Origin of the sequence: Marinobacter halodurans (assembly GCF_004327985.1) — a bacterium.
GTDB classification, from domain to species: Bacteria; Pseudomonadota; Gammaproteobacteria; order Pseudomonadales; family Oleiphilaceae; genus Marinobacter_A; species Marinobacter_A halodurans.
Window position 1 is genome coordinate 17,411 of sequence record NZ_SJDL01000018.1, and the last position, 15,530, is coordinate 32,940.

The window sequence follows — 15,530 nt, forward strand, 5'->3', positions numbered from 1 at the left end:
CGTTACACCACGCGGTAATAGCGTTTGTCGTCCAACAGAAGATCGATCGTGGCTCGCTCTTCGACGTCTTCCACGCGCAGGTGGACGGTGACCTGGAAGCGTAGTTGCAAAGGGTCCGAGTCGTCCGGCAAGGTCGTCACCTCGACGCGCTTTACGCGCGGCTCGTAGTGTTCGATACAGTGCCGGATCGCGCTGCGGATCCGGATGTTCAGGTCCTGGGTACCGAGGGTGGCATCGTTGAAGTCCACCAGCCCGAGGGCCGGTGCACTGGCGCTGTTACCCGGATGGGCATTGAGCAGCCGAACCAGATGCCGTTTGATGGAGTCCACCACACCGGTGGATTCGCCCATTGCAGTCCCTGCGGGCTGGGCAGCCTGGTCGAGTCGTTCGAACAGGCTGCCCCGGGAGGCCTGAACACCATGGTCACCGGTGTCCCAGCTCACGACTTACTCCTTGTCGAGGCGTCCCACCAGAGACAGCTCGAAGTTGGCACCCATGTACTTGAAGTGCGGACGGACCGCCAGGGAAACCTGGTACCAGCCCGGATCGCCTTCCACGTCGGACACGGTCACCTGGGCGGCGCGCAGCGGACGGCGGCTGCGAACTTCCGCCGGCGGGTTTTCCTGGTCGGCCACGTACTGCTTGATCCAGGTGTTCAGCTCGCGCTCGAGATCCTGACGCTCCTTCCAGGAACCGATCTGCTCGCGCTGCAGCACCTTGATATAGTGGGCCAGGCGATTGATGATGAACATGTACGGCAGCTGGGTGCCCAGCTTGTAGTTGGTCTCGGCTTCCTTGCCTTCCTTGGTGTTGGGGAACACCTTCGGTTTCTGCACGGAGTTGGCCGAGAAGAAGGCCGCGTTGTCACTGCCCTTGCGCATGGTCAGGGCGATGAAGCCTTCGTCCGCCAGCTCGTATTCGCGACGGTCGGTGATCAGCACCTCGGTCGGGATCTTGGCTTCCAACTGACCGAAGGACTCGTACAGGTGCACCGGCAGGTCTTCCACCGCACCGCCGCTCTGCGGACCGATGATGTTCGGGCACCAGCGGTACTTGGCGAAGCTGTCGGTCAGACGGGTCGCCAGCAGGTAGGCGGTGTTGCCCCACAGGTAATGCTCGTGGTCGCCGCTGACGTCTTCGGTGTAGTTGAAGCTGCGGATCGGGTTCTCTTCCGGGTCGTACGGCGTGCGCAGCAGGAAGCGCGGCGCGGTCAGGCCCAGGTAGCGGGCGTCTTCGGACTCGCGCAGGGAACGCCACTTGGCGTAGCGCGGACCTTCGAAGACGTCGGCCAGTTCCTTGATGGCCGGCAGTTCCTGGAAGCTGTCCACACCGAAGAAGGTCGGTGCCACGGACGACAGGAACGGCGCATGAGCCATCGCGCCGACGGAGGAAACGAACTGCAGCAGCTTCATGTCCGGCGAGGACGGGGTGAAGGCATAGTTGCCCACCACGGCGCCGACCGGCTCACCGCCAAACTGGCCGTAGCCGTTGGCGTAGATGTGCTTGTAGAAACCGGTCTGGGTGACGTCCGGCGCAAACTCGAAGTCTTCCAGCAGTTCCGCCTTGGTGGCGTGCAGGATATCGACCTTGATGTTCTCGCGGAAATCGGTGCGATCGACCATGAGCTTCAGGCCGCGCCAGGAGGATTCCAGCTCCTGCAGCTCCGGTGCGTGCAAGACTTCGTCCATCTGCGCGCTGATCTTGCGGTCGAGCTCGACCACCATCTGGTCCACCAGGGCCTTATTGACCGGCTGACCTTTCTCGTCGCTTTTCAGCAGGTTGGCGATAAACGTCGCGACGCCGCGGCGCGCCACATCGTATCCTTCGTCCGCCGGTTGCATCCGGCTGTTGGCCATGACCTGATCGAGGAGGGAACCCTCGGCGGCTTCGGTCGCGGCGGACTGCTGTACAGCTGTATCAGACATACCACATCCCTTCAGTACGTATTGGGTCTTCGGATAAAGGCGAGCCGGCCTACCCGCATCCTGCGGTCAGAGATTGGGGGCTTCAGTCCGGTCGCCGGTTCAGTGAGACGTCGGCTCGAATCAGCCGGCTTCCGGCTCGCTTTCGCCCGTGGCCAGTTCCAGCTCAGCCAGCAGCTTCTCGCGCGCTTCGTTGTTGTCGAGCAGTTCCTGCAGCTTGGTGCGGAATGCCGGCACGTTGCCCAGCGGACCCTTGAGCGCCATCAGCGCTTCGCGCAGCTCGATCAGCTTGCGCAGCTCAGGCACCTGGCGGGCGATGCTGTCCGGGGAAAAGTCGGAAAGACTGCTGATTTCGAGGTTGACCGGCAGGTCATCGGCCTCGTCGTCGAGGCGGTTGGACACCGTCGTGGACAGCTTCAGACCGGCTTCTGTCATCACGGACTGGAAGTTGTTCTTGTCGACGGAAATGCTCTGGCGTTCTTCGAGCGAGGTTTCTTCGGGGTGGCCCTTGAAGTCACCAACAACAAACATCTTCAACGGCAATTCCATTTCCGCCTGTTGGTCGCCAGTTGCAGGGATATACTTGATATTGATGCGCTCTTTTGGCGCAACGGAACCTTCCTTAGCCATGAGGACTCCTAACTCCGTTTAGCGTTCTACTCTCCATGTGCGTACCGTCAGGTACGCTGTACGGTCGAAACTCTACACACCAACCCAGTCCCCCTCAAGCAAAAATTCGCCACTTTTTGGTTAACTTATGTACGCCGGGCAAGTTGTTGCCAGAGAGGGACATGAAAAAAACGTAATAATCAGTACGTTGGCGACATGTACGTAGTTGCCGCAGTCGCCAAAAGTGTGACTTACTTCCGCTTCCTGGGGGTCCAGGCCCAGATCATCTCGATGGTGATGGGCTCCTTGCCTTCCGCATCCTGGATGGTGACCTGGATCGGTGCTTGGCCCTTGTCTTCCTCACGCATGCGCTGCTGCTGTTCCGGCGTGACGCTGGCCTCCACCCGCATATCGCCGCTGGCGCGTTTGGTGTAGTCGGCATGGACCGTCTTGATGACCGGCACCTTGTCGTCCGGCACGTTGAGACCGACCAGGAAACCGGTGGCGGATTCCGCCAGCAACAGGGAGGCCACGGCATGGACGCCACCGATGTGGTTCTGCACCCGGCGTTTGTTGGCCAGGCTGATCACACAGCGGTTCTCATCCAGGCTTTCGATACGGATGCCTACGGTGCCGGTAAACGGCACGGCCCTGCCAAAAAACAGCGACAGGGCGCGGGACCGGGCAAATTCCGGCAACTGGTTGATGCGATTGACGATGCCGTGCAATCGGTTGTTCGCTTTCATGGGATCGATCTCCAGTGTCTGATAACACCTCTTTGGGCGTTGGTTTGCGGGCCCTTCATAGAGCCTCTGTGGTGATGGTTTGAAAACCAGACGCGACATTAGCCGATCCGGCGCTGCGGGGAAACAAAACGGCCATAGGACGAGCCGTTTCGGGGCAGTTATACTCATGTTCCAAAGGTATGCCACTTGAAAAAGAAGGGACAAGCATGAGTGATCTGAAGACACAATTCGACGAAGCCGTGAACTACATCCAGACCGCCGAGGGCGACTTCAAGCCGTCCAACGAGCTCAAACTGGAGTTCTACGCACTCTACAAGCAGGCCACCGAAGGCGACGTAAGCGGCAAGAAACCCGGCATGCTCGACGTGGTCGGTCGCGCCAAGTACAACGCCTGGGAAGAGGTGAAGGGCATGTCCAGCGAACAGGCCATGCAAAAATATATTGATCGTCTGGAATCCCTGAAAAACGGCTGATTCCAGTCACATAGCCAGCGTCACAGGGCCATGTGGCGCTGGCTCCCCCCCATTTTGGCCTTTCCGCACGTGAATCTTTCAAACGCCTGTCATAGAATGCGCGCACTCTAACAACAAGAACACACGTCGTACTGCGAGTAATCTTTCATGAGCATGACCAAAGCGCTGGACCAGAGTCAGTCCGGCCTGCTGTCGCGCGTTCGTCGCGCCATCCAGACCCACAAACTCAACCTCCGCACCGAGCAGACGTACCTGCACTGGATCACCCGGTACATGCTGTTCCACGATCTGCGCGATCCCGCCGAACTGGGCGAGAGTGAGCAACAGCTTTTCCTGGGGTATCTGCAGGAGCGCGTGCGCGTGTCCCAGGCCCGTCTCAACCAGGCGCGTCAGGCGCTCGCCTTTTTCTATGACGAAGTGGTGGGACAGAACTCCGTGAGTGCCGCCGCCAGTTGACCCGGCGTTGCCTCACCGTCCCTGAACGTTGGTGTTGAAGCTGTCGTAGGTGCGGTTTTCCGGCGGGCGGATCACGTAGTTGTTACCGAACGTTTGCCCGGGGACTTCCTTGGGCGCACTGAAGCGGATTTCGGCAGGAATTTCGTGGCGCCCCAGATCCGTGCGGTCGTCGCGCGGTTGCAGCGCCAGGGGATCCAGGTAGTAATCGTCGTCCGGACTGCTGACCGGCCGGGCCGGCACGCCGGCGGCGGGGGCCGCCAGCCCGCCCTCGATGGCGGTGTTGGACAGGGTCTCGGAATCCAGCGACTCAAACGGGATGGTCTTGACCGTGGACCGCTCCTCATAGCCAAAATCCTCGCGGGCCTGCTGGTCGGCGCCTTCCTGCTGCGCATGGGCCAAGCCCGTCACAAGAAGCGACAGCATGAAGGCGCGGGCAAGCAATTTGTGACAGCGGGCGGATAACATGGCCAAATCCCTGGAACCGATGTTGATTGGGGTCGCGTGGCGACTGTCTCCTATGGCGTCACGACGACAATAATTGGACAGTTTATCGCCAATTAAAGCAACAGTTTTAATTATTCGCCCATTTTGTGACGGTTATCACCGATGCCGATCCCCCCCCGCCTTAACCCGGCGTTAACCCCCGCTTCGATACGCTCACCCTATCCGAAACCGCCCGATAGCCCGAGGAGTCCCGTTACCGTGGCGCATCCCACATACCCCTGCCTGATGGCGATCGTCCTGGCGACCACCCTGACCGAACGCCTCGGCTGGCATTACCGCAACGATGCGGTTTCCGGCGGCCATTGCGTGACCTTCAGGCTGGGCGCTGCCAGTACCGACTGATCTGGTAGACTGGCGCCAACAGCCACAGCTCCGGGACAAGAGAGGGTATGCGCGCAAAACTGATTACCCGCGAGGGTTTCAACGCCCTGCAGAAAGAACTGGACTACCTCTGGCGCGAACATCGACCCGAGATCACCCGCAAGGTGCAATGGGCCGCTAGCCTCGGGGATCGCAGCGAGAACGCCGACTACCAGTACAACAAGAAGCTGCTGCGGGAAATCGACCGCCGGGTGCGTTACCTGAGGCGCTCCCTGGCCGAGCTGAAGGTGGTCGACTATGCCCCGGAGCAGGAAGGCCGGGTGTTCTTCGGCGCCTGGGTCAGCGTCGAGAACGAGGACGGCGAAACCCGCCGTTTCCGCATCGTCGGCTACGACGAGATCTTCGACCGCAAGGACTACATCTCCATCGACACGCCCATGGCCCGTGCGCTGCTGAAGAAGGAAGTGGATGACGAGGTGGAGGTGCGCACGCCCAAGGGGCCAGCTTATTGGGTGATTACGGAGATTGAGTATGTGCGGGATGTGGAGTGACTGAGGAGCTCGCTTCCTTATAAAAAACCGCCTTGGAGTCTGAAACCCATGGAGCCCACCGCTTCCGTCGCCCAAGAGGGCCGTCCATGGCCGCTTATGCGATGAGGACATCCTGTCCTCGGCTCCAGCGATGGACGCCATGGGTTTCGATCTGGCTCTTGGGGACGCCGCCGGGGTTTAGGTACTCATGGATGTGGCATCCCGGATCGTGGGCGCCAACGGGCGCCTCAGAAGCTAAAGCATCTGCTACATGCTCGAGTCGGCACCGAAATGTCGCCGACGCTTCAGCTTCGCAGCAGCCGTCAGGCTGACTTTATTTTCCATCGGCAACGCACGCCTCAAACCTTTTCCCGGCCATAAAAAAACCCCGCAAATTGCGGGGCCAAGGCTAGCGCTGTGCTGGAGGGAACAATACCTGGAGCGCTTGGCGTTCCAGATATTGTCTTACTCGACACTTTCCATTCTACATACCCGGGGTTACACCCAAGTGGCCCCGCAATTACACTTTTTTAAGGGGATGGCCGGGAACTTTCCGGCCATTCTAGGTTGAGCATTCTAGAAACCCGCCCTAGATTCAGCGCTCAGGTATGAAAGCGCCGTCGGCCGGGTTTCAGGCCCTCTGGCGACGACACACACGTAATGCGAGGTGCTCCCGGATGAATGTGAAAAAAGCGATCGACCTGGCCCTGAACGGGCTGGACGCCGTCGGCTACCGACTGGACCAGTACGGCGTGACCAGCAAGGTAAACCGCCACACGCTGATTGCCCTGGCCATGGCCGAGCAGAAACACCTGGAAGGGGAATGGGACAGCCTGCAGGCACGCTACGGCAGCCAGATTCGCCGGATCGAAGGGCTGGTCAGCCGCGCCCGGGGTCTGGCACGCATTTGATCGACCCAGCCCCGGGTCCGGCCTCTCACGATTGTGTCAGGCTGGACTCCTGGGGCGATTCCTTTTCCTCGGGCTCCACCGCCCCCGCCTGTTCGGCCTGCTCCTGGACCCGCAGCGCCTTGCCGCGAATCGGACGGTACAGCGGCAGGAAGACCTGGACGCACAGCCCTGGATTTTCCTCGCCCGGCCGGCGGTCACTCAGCTCGATACGGCCCTGGTGGATCTCGGTGACGGCGCTCACCAGACTGAGCCCCAGACCATTGCCCGGCTGCGATCGGCTCTTACCCACCCGGTAGAAACGCTGGAAGACATTGTCCTTCTCGCTGTCCGGGATACCGATGCCACTATCACTGACTTCCAGCACCGCCTCGCCGCCCAGTTCCTGCACCGCGACCCGGATATCACCCTGCTCCGGCGTGTACTTGATCGCGTTATCGATCAGGTTGCTGACCATCTGGAACAGCAGGTCGCGGTCCCCCTCGATCTTCACTTCCATGCTGATGGCCTGTTCGAAGGCCTGATCCTTGTCCTCGGCCAACGCTTCGTAGAGTTCGCAGGCATCCGCCACCAGCTCACCCAGCGAGATCACGGTCTTGTCGGCCGCATTACCGCGGGTTTCCAGACGTGCAATCCGCAGTAGGGCGTTGAAGGTGGCCAGCAGCTGGTCGGCTTCCGACACGGCTTTGGCCGCCTGGTCGCGAGCCTCGTCGTTGTCCACCGCCATCAGGGTGTTCTCGAGCTGGTTGCGCAGGCGGGTCAGCGGCGTGCGCAGGTCGTGGGCGATGCTGTCGGACACGTGCCGAATGCCTTCCATCAGGTACACGATCCGGTCCAGCATCTGGTTGAGGTTGTCCGCCAACTGGTCGAAATCGTCGTTGGTGCCGCGGGTGGGAATCCGCAGGGACAGGTGACCGTTCATGATCCGCCGGGAGATGGCGTTGATCACCTCGATCCGTTTGGTGGTGCTGCGACTCATCATGAAGCCGCCCAGCAATGCCAGGGCCAGCGTGATGCCCATACCCCAGTTGATGGCCCGCTCGATCAGGCGCTTGAGGGTGGTCAGTTCCTGGACATCCCGACCGACCAGCAGGCGCAAGCCACCCTGCACTTCGAACACGCGAGCCCGGGCCAGACGCTCGGAGCCCTTCCAGCCCACCTTGTCGTCCAGGGTGAAGTTGATCCAGCCGTTCTGGATCTGTGCTTCTTCCGGCCAGGTACTGAGGTTGCCGGCCAGCTTGAGGTAGTCGTCCGTGGCCAGCAGGTAGAGGGATTTGGCGTTGGGATCGCGTGAGACCCGCTCCCGGATGATGGTGATGAGGCCGTTGACGCCACGGCCCCGGTACTGCTCGGCCAGACCGGCGATTTCAGCCTCGATGGTTTCATCCGTCTGCTCGGTCATGAAACCGGCAGTTCGCCAGTAGATAAAGGCCAGCAGCAGGAATACGGAGGTGGCAAAAACCACCATGTAGAGAAGTGCCAGCTGAAAGGTGGAGGTTTTAAGCTGACTAAGTATCTTCACGCAACATGTATCCTGCGCCCCGCACCGTTTGCAGCAACGGCGTATCGAATTCCTTGTCGATCTTTGCGCGCAGCCGGCTGATGTGGACGTCGATCACGTTGGTCTGGGGATCGAAATGGTAGTCCCATACCTTTTCCAGCAGCATGGTCCGCGTGACCACCTGGCCGGCGTTACGCATCAGGTACTCCAGCAGGCGGAATTCCCGGGGCTGGACATCAATGTTCTGGCCGGAGCGCTTGACCGTGCGGGCCAGCAGGTCCATTTCCAGATCCGCCACGCGCAGGACGGTTTCCGTCTCCGGCGACTGCCGGTTGCGACGCACCAGGGCGTCGATCCGGGCCAGCAGCTCGGTGAAGGAGAAGGGCTTGGTGAGGTAATCGTCACCGCCACCACGCAGACCTTCCACGCGGTCATCCACGTCGCCCAGGGCGCTGAGAATCAGCACCGGTACGCTGTTGCCGGTCGCCCGTACCGTCTTGATGATGTTCAGACCGTCCATGCCCGGCAGCATCCGGTCGACAATCATGATGTCGTAGTCTTCGCTCGCTGCCAGCATCAGCCCATCCTTGCCGTCGGCCGCATGATCGACAACAAAATCGGACTCTTTCAGCCCCTTGACGAGATAGGTTGCAACATCATGATCGTCTTCAATTACCAGCGCTCTCACCGGTCAGGCCTCCCGCAATGCGTGAATGGAATGACTACAGAGTACGAACCGCTACATTAAACAGCCAGTTAACATCTTGTAAGAGGGTGTCGCAAATGGCGACGGTCAGCTCATGACGACGCACCCAGCCAGGACAGACTGGCCGAGGTCGCACCGCTGGGATGGTACTCCGCGCTGACCCACCCACTATAGCCCATTTCGTCCAGAGCACTGAAAATTCGATCAAAATTTATCTCACCAGTTCCCGGTTCATGCCGTCCTGGGTTGTCGGCGAACTGGATATGGCCGATAAAGGACAGATAACGCTGCAGGGACCGGATCAGGTCGCCGGACATGATCTGCATGTGATAGAGATCATACTGCAGCGCCAAATTCGGTTCATCAGCCGCGGCCAGGACATCCAGGGTTTTTTCCGCCGTATCCAGGAAGAAGCCGGGCATGTCCACCCGGGAGTTGATCGCCTCGACCGTCAGGGTAATGCCCGCCGGGGCCAGCTGCTGCGCCGCCCAGCGCAGGTTGGCCACGAGGGTGTCCCTGGCCACCCCCTCGTCCAGCCCCACCGGCTTCACCCCGGCCAGGCAGTTGAGCCGGGTGCACTCCAGTGCCCTGGCGTATTCCAGCGCCCGGCCGACGCCATCGCGGAATTCCTCAACCCGATCAGGCAGACAGCCAATCCCCCGCTCGCCGGCCGCCCAGTCGCCCGGCGGGAGGTTGAACAGCACCTGGGTCAGGTGACGGTCTTTCAGACGGGTCTGCAACTCGTGGGCGGGCCACTCGTAGGGAAACAGGTACTCGACGCCCCGAAATCCGTCGGACGCCGCCGCTTCAAAGCGGTCCAGGAAAGGCAGTTCCGGATACAGTAGAGTCAGGTTGGCGGCGAAGCGTGGCATGGCTTACTCCCGATTGGCCCGGGCCCGTGGCGGCAGGTCCGGATCGGACATCTGCACGCCATTGAGATGTTCCAGCGCCAGCAACAGGCCGCTGTGGTCGGCTTCGCCCTGGCCGTTGGCGATCAGGGACAGGTACTCGTCATGGGTGCGCTGGGCCAATGGCAGGGTCAGGTTCTCGGCCCGGGCCTCATCCAGGATCATGCGCATGTCCTTCAACTGGATGCGCGAGGGCGCCCCCGGTTCGAAGCAGCGATCGATCATGCGCTGGCCATGCAACTCCAGGATCCGGCTGCCGGCGAAGCCCCCCATCAGCGCCTCCCGTACCGCCGCCGGATCCGCCCCGCCCCGGGCCGCCAGCATCAACGCTTCGGACACGGCGCCAATGGTAATGCCGACGATCGCCTGGTTGGCCAGCTTGGCCAGTTGCCCGCTGCCCGCCGGACCGATGTAGGTCACCTTGCCCAGGGCCTCCAGCACCGGGCGCGCCTGATCCAGGGTCCCAACGGCGCCGCCTGCCATGATGCTCAGGCTGGCAGCCTCTGCCCCGACCGTCCCGCCGGAGACCGGTGCATCCAGATAGCCAACGTTACGGGCTGCACAGCGCGCGGCATGGTCCCGTGCCAGCGACGGCTGAACCGAACTCATGTCGATCACGATGCTGCCCGGCCGCAATGAATCGACCACGCCCTGGTTCACCAGGACGTCATCCACCACCGGGCCGTTCTCCAGCATGGTGATCACGATGCCGGCTTCGGTAACGGCCGCCGCTGGGGAATCCGCGATCGTGGCGCGCTCGGCGAAGGGATCGCACTTGCTGCGGGTCCGGTTCCACAGGGTCATGGCGTAGCCGGCCTGGAGCAGGTTCTCCGTCATGGGTGCGCCCATCAGGCCGATACCAAGGAAAGCGATATGGGGTTGTGTCATAGCAGCGGATGTTCCGGACAGTGGAAGACACTCGATGATAACGGATTGGCGAGCCTTCTGCCGCCGGCGACCTTAACCGGCACCAACAAAAAACGCCGCAGCCCTGTGGGGTTGCGGCGTTCGGTCGTTTCCAGCAATCGCTCAGATCAGGCGACTTCAGGTTCGCCCATCTGCAAGCGGATCTTCTTCATCGCATTCTTCTCAAGCTGGCGAATCCGCTCGGCAGATACGCCGTACCTGTCCGCCAACTCGTGCAGCGTGGACTTGCTTTCGCTCAGCCAGCGCTCACGCAGGATATCCTGGCTGCGCTCGTCAAGGTCCGACAGTGCGCTCATCAGGCGGCTGTTGGAATCCTCGGTCCAGTCGGACTGCTCCAGCTGTTTGGCCGGGTCGCTGCGCCGGTCTTCCAGGTAGTAGGCCGGTGCCTGATACGCGGTGTCATCGTCATCATCCATCGGACCGTCGAACGCCGTGTCCTGGGAGGCCAGACGCCCCTCCATTTCCCGCACGACCCTGGGCTCAACACCCAGTTCCGCCGCAACGGCGTTCAACTCGTCCTGATTCAGCCAGGCCAGACGCTTCTTCTGGCTGCGCAGGTTGAAGAACAGCTTGCGCTGCGCCTTGGTCGTCGCCACCTTCACGATGCGCCAGTTGCGCAGGATAAACTCGTGAATCTCGGCCTTGATCCAATGCACGGCAAACGATACCAGACGCACCCCGTATTCCGGGTTGAAGCGCTTGACCGCCTTCATCAGGCCGACGTTACCTTCCTGGATCAGATCCGACTGTGCCAGTCCGTAACCGGAGTAGCTGCGGGCAATGTGCACCACAAAGCGCAGGTGGGACATAACCAGACGACGCGCCGCTTCCAGGTCATTGTCCTGATGCAGGCGTTCGGCCAGTTCCTTCTCTTCAGCGGCGGACAGCATCGGGATGCTGCTTGCGGCCTGGATGTAGGCCTCAAGGTTCGCACCCGGAACCATTCGATCTGTCAGCTGTAAGCTCGTACCCATGCTTCTCCTCCGCAACGTGACGACCCGCTACTATAGCAATCATTGACTATGACCGCCAGATCGCCAGAAAGTTCCAGTTCCTGGGAATGAAACCTTCAATATCAATGTGTTGGCTCAGTTTCGACGTATCGGATCGACAATAAACCGGTCACCACCAACACTTTCGTCACTCTTTTGTACCGGTCACCGGAGAAATCGACTATACGGTGAACCCGAAACGGCTCCCGGATCAACCCGCCGTGCCGCGGGCTTCAATCTGATTGGGCTCGATCACCTCCAGATGGCGCTTCACCGCCAGCCAGGCGCCCATCCACCCCAACAGTACCGACACCGTCAGCAGGCCCAGGGTTCCATCCCAGGACAGGCCGCTCAGCTCAAATTCACTGCGGTACAGACTCGCCAGTCGCTGGACCGGACCACTCATCCACCACAGGGTCAACTGCAACAGGATGAAGGCCACGATACCGCCGCCGAGGCCATACCAGATGCCGGTATACAGGAACGGCCGCCGGACAAAGGCGTCGGTACCGCCCACCAGTTTGGCCACCAGGATCTCATCGCGCCGGTTTTCGATGGCCAGGCGGATGGTATTGCCGATCACCAGGATCACCGCCGCCGCCAGCAACAGCCCCAATGCCCACACGCCCCGGCCCAGCAGGTCGGTGATGGTATTGAGCCGCTGCAGCCAGCCCAGATCCACTTGGACCCGGGCCACGTCCTTCAGGTCTTCCAGCGCCACCATCAGCTTCTGCATGCCGATCTGGTTGCGGATGGACTCGTCCGGCGTCAGCAGCAGCGTATGCGGCAGCGGGTTTTCATCCAGGTAATCCAGTGCATCCGCCAGACCGGAAGACGCCCGGAATTCCTTCAGGGCCTCGTCCTTGGTGATCACGGTGACGTCGGTGACGTCCGGCCGGCTGGCCACTTCGGCGCGCAGGCGACTCAGGTCATCGGTGGTCGCGGACTGATCCAGATAGACCGTGACGCGGGCCGTGCTCTCCCAACCGGCGCTGACGCCCTGCAAACTGGTCAGCAACAGCAGCAGCCCTACCGGCAGCGCCAGCGCGATCCCCATGACCAACCAGGTCATCAGGCTGGCGACCGGTGCCCGCCACAGGCGCTCGGCGCTGTCACGGGCGGTCTTGCGATGGTGCAACAGGTAGCTGCCCAGCAGCTCCTTCCAGGCGGAACCTCTGGCAGCCGCGCCACGGGTCCGGCGTTCAGTGGCCATACAGCGCCTCCTCGTCCGGCATGGCGTCGCCCGAGGTCAACTCGCCATTGCGCAGGGTGAGTACGCGCCGGCGCATGTGCCGGATCAGGGCGATGTCGTGACTGGCGATCAGCACGGTGACGCCCACCTGACTGAACTGCTCGAACAAGTGCATGATGTCCGCCGACAGTTCCGGATCCAGGTTACCGGTGGGCTCATCCGCCAGCAGGAGCGGCGGCTTGTTGACCACGGCGCGGGCGATACCCACCCGCTGCTGCTCCCCGCCGGAGAGCTGGATCGGGTTCATCTTCTCTTTATTGAGCAGACCGACCTTGTCCAGCGACGCCCGCACCCGGCGGCCGATCTCGCGGTGCGGCACGCCGGTCACTTCCAGCGGCATGGCCACGTTATCGAAGACCGTGCGGTCGAAAAGGAGCTGGTGATTCTGGAACACGACGCCGATGTGGCGGCGGATGAAGGGAATCTGGCGGCGCGGCAACTGGTTCAGGCGCTGCCCCCCAACGACCACATTGCCGCCGGTGGGCCGCTCCATCAGCATGATGAGTTTGAGCAGGGTACTCTTGCCGGCGCCGGAATGACCGGTCAGGAAAGCCAGCTCACCCCGGTCCATGGCGAAGCTCACCGCCTTCAGGGCCGTGTGCCCGCCTTCGTAGCGTTTGCTGACTTTCTCGAACTGGATCAACTGCTTCGTCCTGTCTGGAAATACGTGCCCGGCCGGTCATCCAGGGACGACATCGTCGCCGGGGCACTCCCCCGTTTATTCGTCGAAAAGCGCCTCGACAAAGGATTCGGCCTCGAATGGTCGCAGGTCTTCGGCCTGCTCGCCCACACCGATATAGCGGATCGGCAGTTTCAGCTGGCGGGCCACGGCAAAGATAATACCGCCCTTGGCAGTGCCGTCGAGTTTGGTCAGGGTGATGCCACTCACGCCCACGGCCTGCTGGAACACCTGCGCCTGGCTCAGGGCATTCTGACCGGTTCCGGCATCCAGTACCAGCATGACTTCGTGTGGGGCCGAGTCGTCCAGTTTCTTCATCACGCGGACGACCTTTTCCAACTCCGACATCAGGTTGTCCTTGTTCTGCAGGCGGCCCGCCGTATCGGCGATCACCACGTCCACACCCCGGGACTGGGCCGACTGCACCGCATCGTAGATGACCGAGGCGCTGTCGGCGCCGGTGTGCTGGGCCACCACCGGCACGTCGTTACGCTCACCCCAGACCTGCAACTGCTCCACGGCGGCCGCTCGGAAGGTGTCGCCGGCGGCCAGCATGACGGATTTGCCCTCGGCCTTGAACTTGCGGGCCATCTTGCCGATGGTGGTGGTCTTGCCCACGCCATTGACGCCGACCACCAGCATTACGAACGGCTTCTTGCCGGTGTCGACGCTCAGCGGTTCGGTGCTGTCCACCAGCAGGCCCCGCAATTCGTTCTTCAGCGCCTCGCGTACCGCCTGGCCGTCCTTGAGCTGCTTGCGCTCCAGCTTGTCGGTCAGGGACTCGATGATCTCGGTGGTGGCGGTAATGCCCACATCCGCCGTCAGCAGGGTGGTCTCGATCTCCTCGAGCAGGTCCTCGTCCACCGACTTGCCGGCGCTGAACAGGTCGGAGAGACCGGACGTCAGGTTCGCGCGGGTCTTGCCCAGGCCGCTCTTGATGCGCTGGAAGACACTGGCGGACGTTTCCGCTTCCGGCTCGGGAGCCGGGGCCGGCTTCTCCGGTTCGGCAACCGGCTCAGGTGCGGCGGCCGGTGCCTCGGCCTCGACGGTTTCAGTGGCCGCCGGAGCTTCTCCGGCCGACGATGTTTCGGCGGGCGTGGCTCCGGCCTGGGGCCGGGGTTGACGCTGGGGAACGGCCTTGGGGCGCGGCAGCGCCCGACGGCGGTTCACCAGTTCCACGACAAATACAAGCACCAGCAGGACCAGAAGTCCTGTCATTATCCACTCTGCCTTCATCTTTGCAGTTCCGTCGGTCAAGAGGTGAGAAATCGAAGGTGTCACAACACCGGACGCGATGCCCGGGAACACGCCGTCAAAGCCGCGTATTCTAGCGACCCGACCAATGATCGTCCAAATTGGCGGCGGTTTTGGGTAGACTGCGCGCATCAAAGCAACCGGCGGAGCAGTACACCACCATGCCACGCAAGCCTAACCGAAAGAATGGCCGTCCCCCGGCCCGTCGCCGCGCCATCCAGGCTACCGTACAGGATACCGGTGAACTCCGTCTCATCGGCGGCGACTGGCGCAGCCGACGCCTGACCTTCCCAGCCGTTGGCGGCGTCCGCCCCACACCCTCACGGGTTCGCGAGACCCTGTTCAACTGGCTGATGCCGGTAGTGCCCGGCGCCCGCTGCCTGGACCTGTTCGCCGGTAGTGGCGTCCTGGGCCTGGAAGCACTGTCCCGCGGAGCCCGGGAAGCCGTTTTCGTGGATCATACCCGAGCCCTGTGCAATGCCCTGACGACCAACCTGGGCCTGCTCAACGCCGATACCGGCCGGGTACTCTGCCAGGACGTTGCCGGGTTTCTCTCCCAGGCTGCCGAAGCCCCTTTCGACCTGGTCCTGATGGATCCGCCGTTCCGGGAGAACTGGCTGGACCGGCTGATCCCGCTGATTGCCGACAACGGCTGGGTCGGCGAAGGCAGCTGGGTGTATATCGAACACGAGAGTGAGCGGCCACAGGTCGTCGTGCCGGCCAACTGGTCGCTGCATCGGGAGAAGGTCGCCGGACAGGTGTGCTACCGGCTCTATCAGGTCGGCGGATGATCCCGCACTGCGGTTCCGGCAGGCCCCGCTGAGGCAGTCTGCCGGAACCGC

19 protein-coding genes are annotated in these 15,530 nt (G+C 62.0%); 6 read left to right on the forward strand and 13 right to left on the reverse strand.

The window, feature by feature from the left end; translation table 11 throughout:
• Window positions 1-2 precede the first annotated feature (2 nt).
• From tssE to EZI54_RS12305, 4 genes are all read right to left on the reverse strand, one after another.
• On the reverse strand, window positions 3-443 hold the full coding sequence (gene tssE, locus EZI54_RS12290) for a type VI secretion system baseplate subunit TssE (RefSeq protein WP_131482187.1): 441 nt from the start codon (window positions 441-443) through the stop codon (window positions 3-5).
• 3 nt (window positions 444-446) lie between these two features.
• Window positions 447-1,925: a type VI secretion system contractile sheath large subunit gene (tssC, locus tag EZI54_RS12295; RefSeq protein WP_131482188.1), complete on the reverse strand. Its 1,479-nt coding sequence runs from the start codon at window positions 1,923-1,925 to the stop codon at window positions 447-449.
• A 120-nt stretch (window positions 1,926-2,045) separates the two neighbouring features.
• A complete protein-coding gene (gene tssB, locus EZI54_RS12300; protein WP_131482189.1) occupies window positions 2,046-2,552 on the reverse strand; it encodes a type VI secretion system contractile sheath small subunit in 507 nt (168 codons plus the stop codon).
• Window positions 2,553-2,782: 230 nt separating this feature from the next.
• Window positions 2,783-3,277, reverse strand: a complete 495-nt coding sequence (locus EZI54_RS12305; protein WP_131482190.1) for a DUF4442 domain-containing protein — start codon at window positions 3,275-3,277, stop codon at window positions 2,783-2,785.
• A 206-nt stretch (window positions 3,278-3,483) separates the two neighbouring features.
• Between EZI54_RS12305 and EZI54_RS12310 the strand changes: the two genes are divergently transcribed.
• A complete protein-coding gene (locus tag EZI54_RS12310) occupies window positions 3,484-3,750 on the forward strand; it encodes an acyl-CoA-binding protein (protein ID WP_123636586.1) in 267 nt (88 codons plus the stop codon).
• 147 nt (window positions 3,751-3,897) lie between these two features.
• Window positions 3,898-4,206 (forward strand): site-specific integrase, encoded by a 309-nt coding sequence (locus EZI54_RS12315; protein WP_131482191.1) that lies wholly within the window; start codon window positions 3,898-3,900, stop codon window positions 4,204-4,206.
• A gap of 12 nt (window positions 4,207-4,218) precedes the next feature.
• Here EZI54_RS12315 and EZI54_RS12320 read toward each other — a convergent pair whose 3' ends face one another.
• Window positions 4,219-4,671 (reverse strand): hypothetical protein, encoded by a 453-nt coding sequence (locus EZI54_RS12320; protein ID WP_223808053.1) that lies wholly within the window; start codon window positions 4,669-4,671, stop codon window positions 4,219-4,221.
• 237 nt (window positions 4,672-4,908) lie between these two features.
• Here EZI54_RS12320 and EZI54_RS24435 point away from each other — a divergent pair, with 237 nt between their 5' ends.
• The 3 genes from EZI54_RS24435 (at window position 4,909) to EZI54_RS12330 (ending at window position 6,472) form a co-directional block, all read left to right on the forward strand.
• Window positions 4,909-5,052, forward strand: coding sequence for a hypothetical protein (locus EZI54_RS24435; RefSeq protein ID WP_165495745.1), 144 nt, complete (start codon window positions 4,909-4,911; stop codon window positions 5,050-5,052).
• 47 nt (window positions 5,053-5,099) lie between these two features.
• Window positions 5,100-5,582, forward strand: a complete 483-nt coding sequence (gene greB, locus EZI54_RS12325) for a transcription elongation factor GreB (protein WP_131482192.1) — start codon at window positions 5,100-5,102, stop codon at window positions 5,580-5,582.
• 656 nt (window positions 5,583-6,238) lie between these two features.
• Window positions 6,239-6,472 carry a hypothetical protein gene (locus tag EZI54_RS12330; protein WP_131482193.1) on the forward strand — a complete coding sequence of 78 codons (234 nt, stop codon included), beginning with the start codon at window positions 6,239-6,241 and terminating at the stop codon, window positions 6,470-6,472.
• Window positions 6,473-6,497: 25 nt separating this feature from the next.
• Here the strand turns inward: EZI54_RS12330 and EZI54_RS12335 are convergent, their stop codons facing one another.
• The 8 genes from EZI54_RS12335 to ftsY all read right to left on the reverse strand — a co-directional run bounded on the left by EZI54_RS12335 (window position 6,498) and on the right by ftsY (window position 14,670).
• Window positions 6,498-7,991, reverse strand: a complete 1,494-nt coding sequence (locus tag EZI54_RS12335) for a HAMP domain-containing sensor histidine kinase (protein WP_131482194.1) — start codon at window positions 7,989-7,991, stop codon at window positions 6,498-6,500.
• On the reverse strand, window positions 7,978-8,658 hold the full coding sequence (locus EZI54_RS12340) for a winged helix-turn-helix domain-containing protein (RefSeq protein WP_123633755.1): 681 nt from the start codon (window positions 8,656-8,658) through the stop codon (window positions 7,978-7,980). The genes EZI54_RS12335 and EZI54_RS12340 overlap by 14 nt, the downstream gene beginning before the upstream one ends.
• Before the next feature lie 110 nt (window positions 8,659-8,768).
• Window positions 8,769-9,548 carry a hydroxypyruvate isomerase gene (gene hyi, locus EZI54_RS12345; RefSeq protein WP_131482195.1) on the reverse strand — a complete coding sequence of 260 codons (780 nt, stop codon included), beginning with the start codon at window positions 9,546-9,548 and terminating at the stop codon, window positions 8,769-8,771.
• 3 nt (window positions 9,549-9,551) lie between these two features.
• Window positions 9,552-10,472: an NAD(P)-dependent oxidoreductase gene (locus tag EZI54_RS12350; protein WP_131482196.1), complete on the reverse strand. Its 921-nt coding sequence runs from the start codon at window positions 10,470-10,472 to the stop codon at window positions 9,552-9,554.
• 146 nt (window positions 10,473-10,618) lie between these two features.
• Entirely contained in the window at window positions 10,619-11,485 is an 867-nt protein-coding gene (rpoH, locus tag EZI54_RS12355) for an RNA polymerase sigma factor RpoH (protein WP_131482197.1), read from the reverse strand.
• Window positions 11,486-11,714: 229 nt separating this feature from the next.
• Window positions 11,715-12,716 (reverse strand): permease-like cell division protein FtsX, encoded by a 1,002-nt coding sequence (gene ftsX / locus EZI54_RS12360; RefSeq protein WP_131482198.1) that lies wholly within the window; start codon window positions 12,714-12,716, stop codon window positions 11,715-11,717.
• Window positions 12,706-13,398, reverse strand: coding sequence for a cell division ATP-binding protein FtsE (ftsE, locus tag EZI54_RS12365; protein ID WP_131482199.1), 693 nt, complete (start codon window positions 13,396-13,398; stop codon window positions 12,706-12,708). Before ftsE ends, ftsX begins: the two co-directional genes overlap by 11 nt.
• 75 nt (window positions 13,399-13,473) lie before the next feature.
• Entirely contained in the window at window positions 13,474-14,670 is a 1,197-nt protein-coding gene (ftsY, locus tag EZI54_RS12370) for a signal recognition particle-docking protein FtsY (RefSeq protein WP_131482200.1), read from the reverse strand.
• A 179-nt stretch (window positions 14,671-14,849) separates the two neighbouring features.
• On the opposite strand from ftsY, the gene rsmD reads away from it, so the two are divergent.
• A complete protein-coding gene (rsmD, locus tag EZI54_RS12375; RefSeq protein ID WP_131482201.1) occupies window positions 14,850-15,479 on the forward strand; it encodes a 16S rRNA (guanine(966)-N(2))-methyltransferase RsmD in 630 nt (209 codons plus the stop codon).
• Window positions 15,480-15,530: the final 51 nt, after the last annotated feature.

Bases quoted from the DNA above. Each gene is read 5' to 3' on its own strand.
- tssC (WP_131482188.1), bottom strand. From the start codon at position 1,925: ATGTCTGATACAGCTGTACAGCAGTCCGCCGCGACCGAAGCCGCCGAG.
- tssB (WP_131482189.1), bottom strand. From the start codon at position 2,552: ATGGCTAAGGAAGGTTCCGTTGCGCCAAAAGAGCGCATCAATATCAAG.
- EZI54_RS12305 (WP_131482190.1), bottom strand. From the start codon at position 3,277: ATGAAAGCGAACAACCGATTGCACGGCATCGTCAATCGCATCAACCAG.
- EZI54_RS12310 (WP_123636586.1), top strand. From the start codon at position 3,484: ATGAGTGATCTGAAGACACAATTCGACGAAGCCGTGAACTACATCCAG.
- EZI54_RS12315 (WP_131482191.1), top strand. From the start codon at position 3,898: ATGAGCATGACCAAAGCGCTGGACCAGAGTCAGTCCGGCCTGCTGTCG.
- EZI54_RS12320 (WP_223808053.1), bottom strand. From the start codon at position 4,671: ATGTTATCCGCCCGCTGTCACAAATTGCTTGCCCGCGCCTTCATGCTG.
- greB (WP_131482192.1), top strand. From the start codon at position 5,100: ATGCGCGCAAAACTGATTACCCGCGAGGGTTTCAACGCCCTGCAGAAA.
- EZI54_RS12330 (WP_131482193.1), top strand. From the start codon at position 6,239: ATGAATGTGAAAAAAGCGATCGACCTGGCCCTGAACGGGCTGGACGCC.
- hyi (WP_131482195.1), bottom strand. From the start codon at position 9,548: ATGCCACGCTTCGCCGCCAACCTGACTCTACTGTATCCGGAACTGCCT.
- EZI54_RS12350 (WP_131482196.1), bottom strand. From the start codon at position 10,472: ATGACACAACCCCATATCGCTTTCCTTGGTATCGGCCTGATGGGCGCA.
- rpoH (WP_131482197.1), bottom strand. From the start codon at position 11,485: ATGGGTACGAGCTTACAGCTGACAGATCGAATGGTTCCGGGTGCGAAC.
- ftsX (WP_131482198.1), bottom strand. From the start codon at position 12,716: ATGGCCACTGAACGCCGGACCCGTGGCGCGGCTGCCAGAGGTTCCGCC.
- ftsY (WP_131482200.1), bottom strand. From the start codon at position 14,670: ATGAAGGCAGAGTGGATAATGACAGGACTTCTGGTCCTGCTGGTGCTT.
- rsmD (WP_131482201.1), top strand. From the start codon at position 14,850: ATGCCACGCAAGCCTAACCGAAAGAATGGCCGTCCCCCGGCCCGTCGC.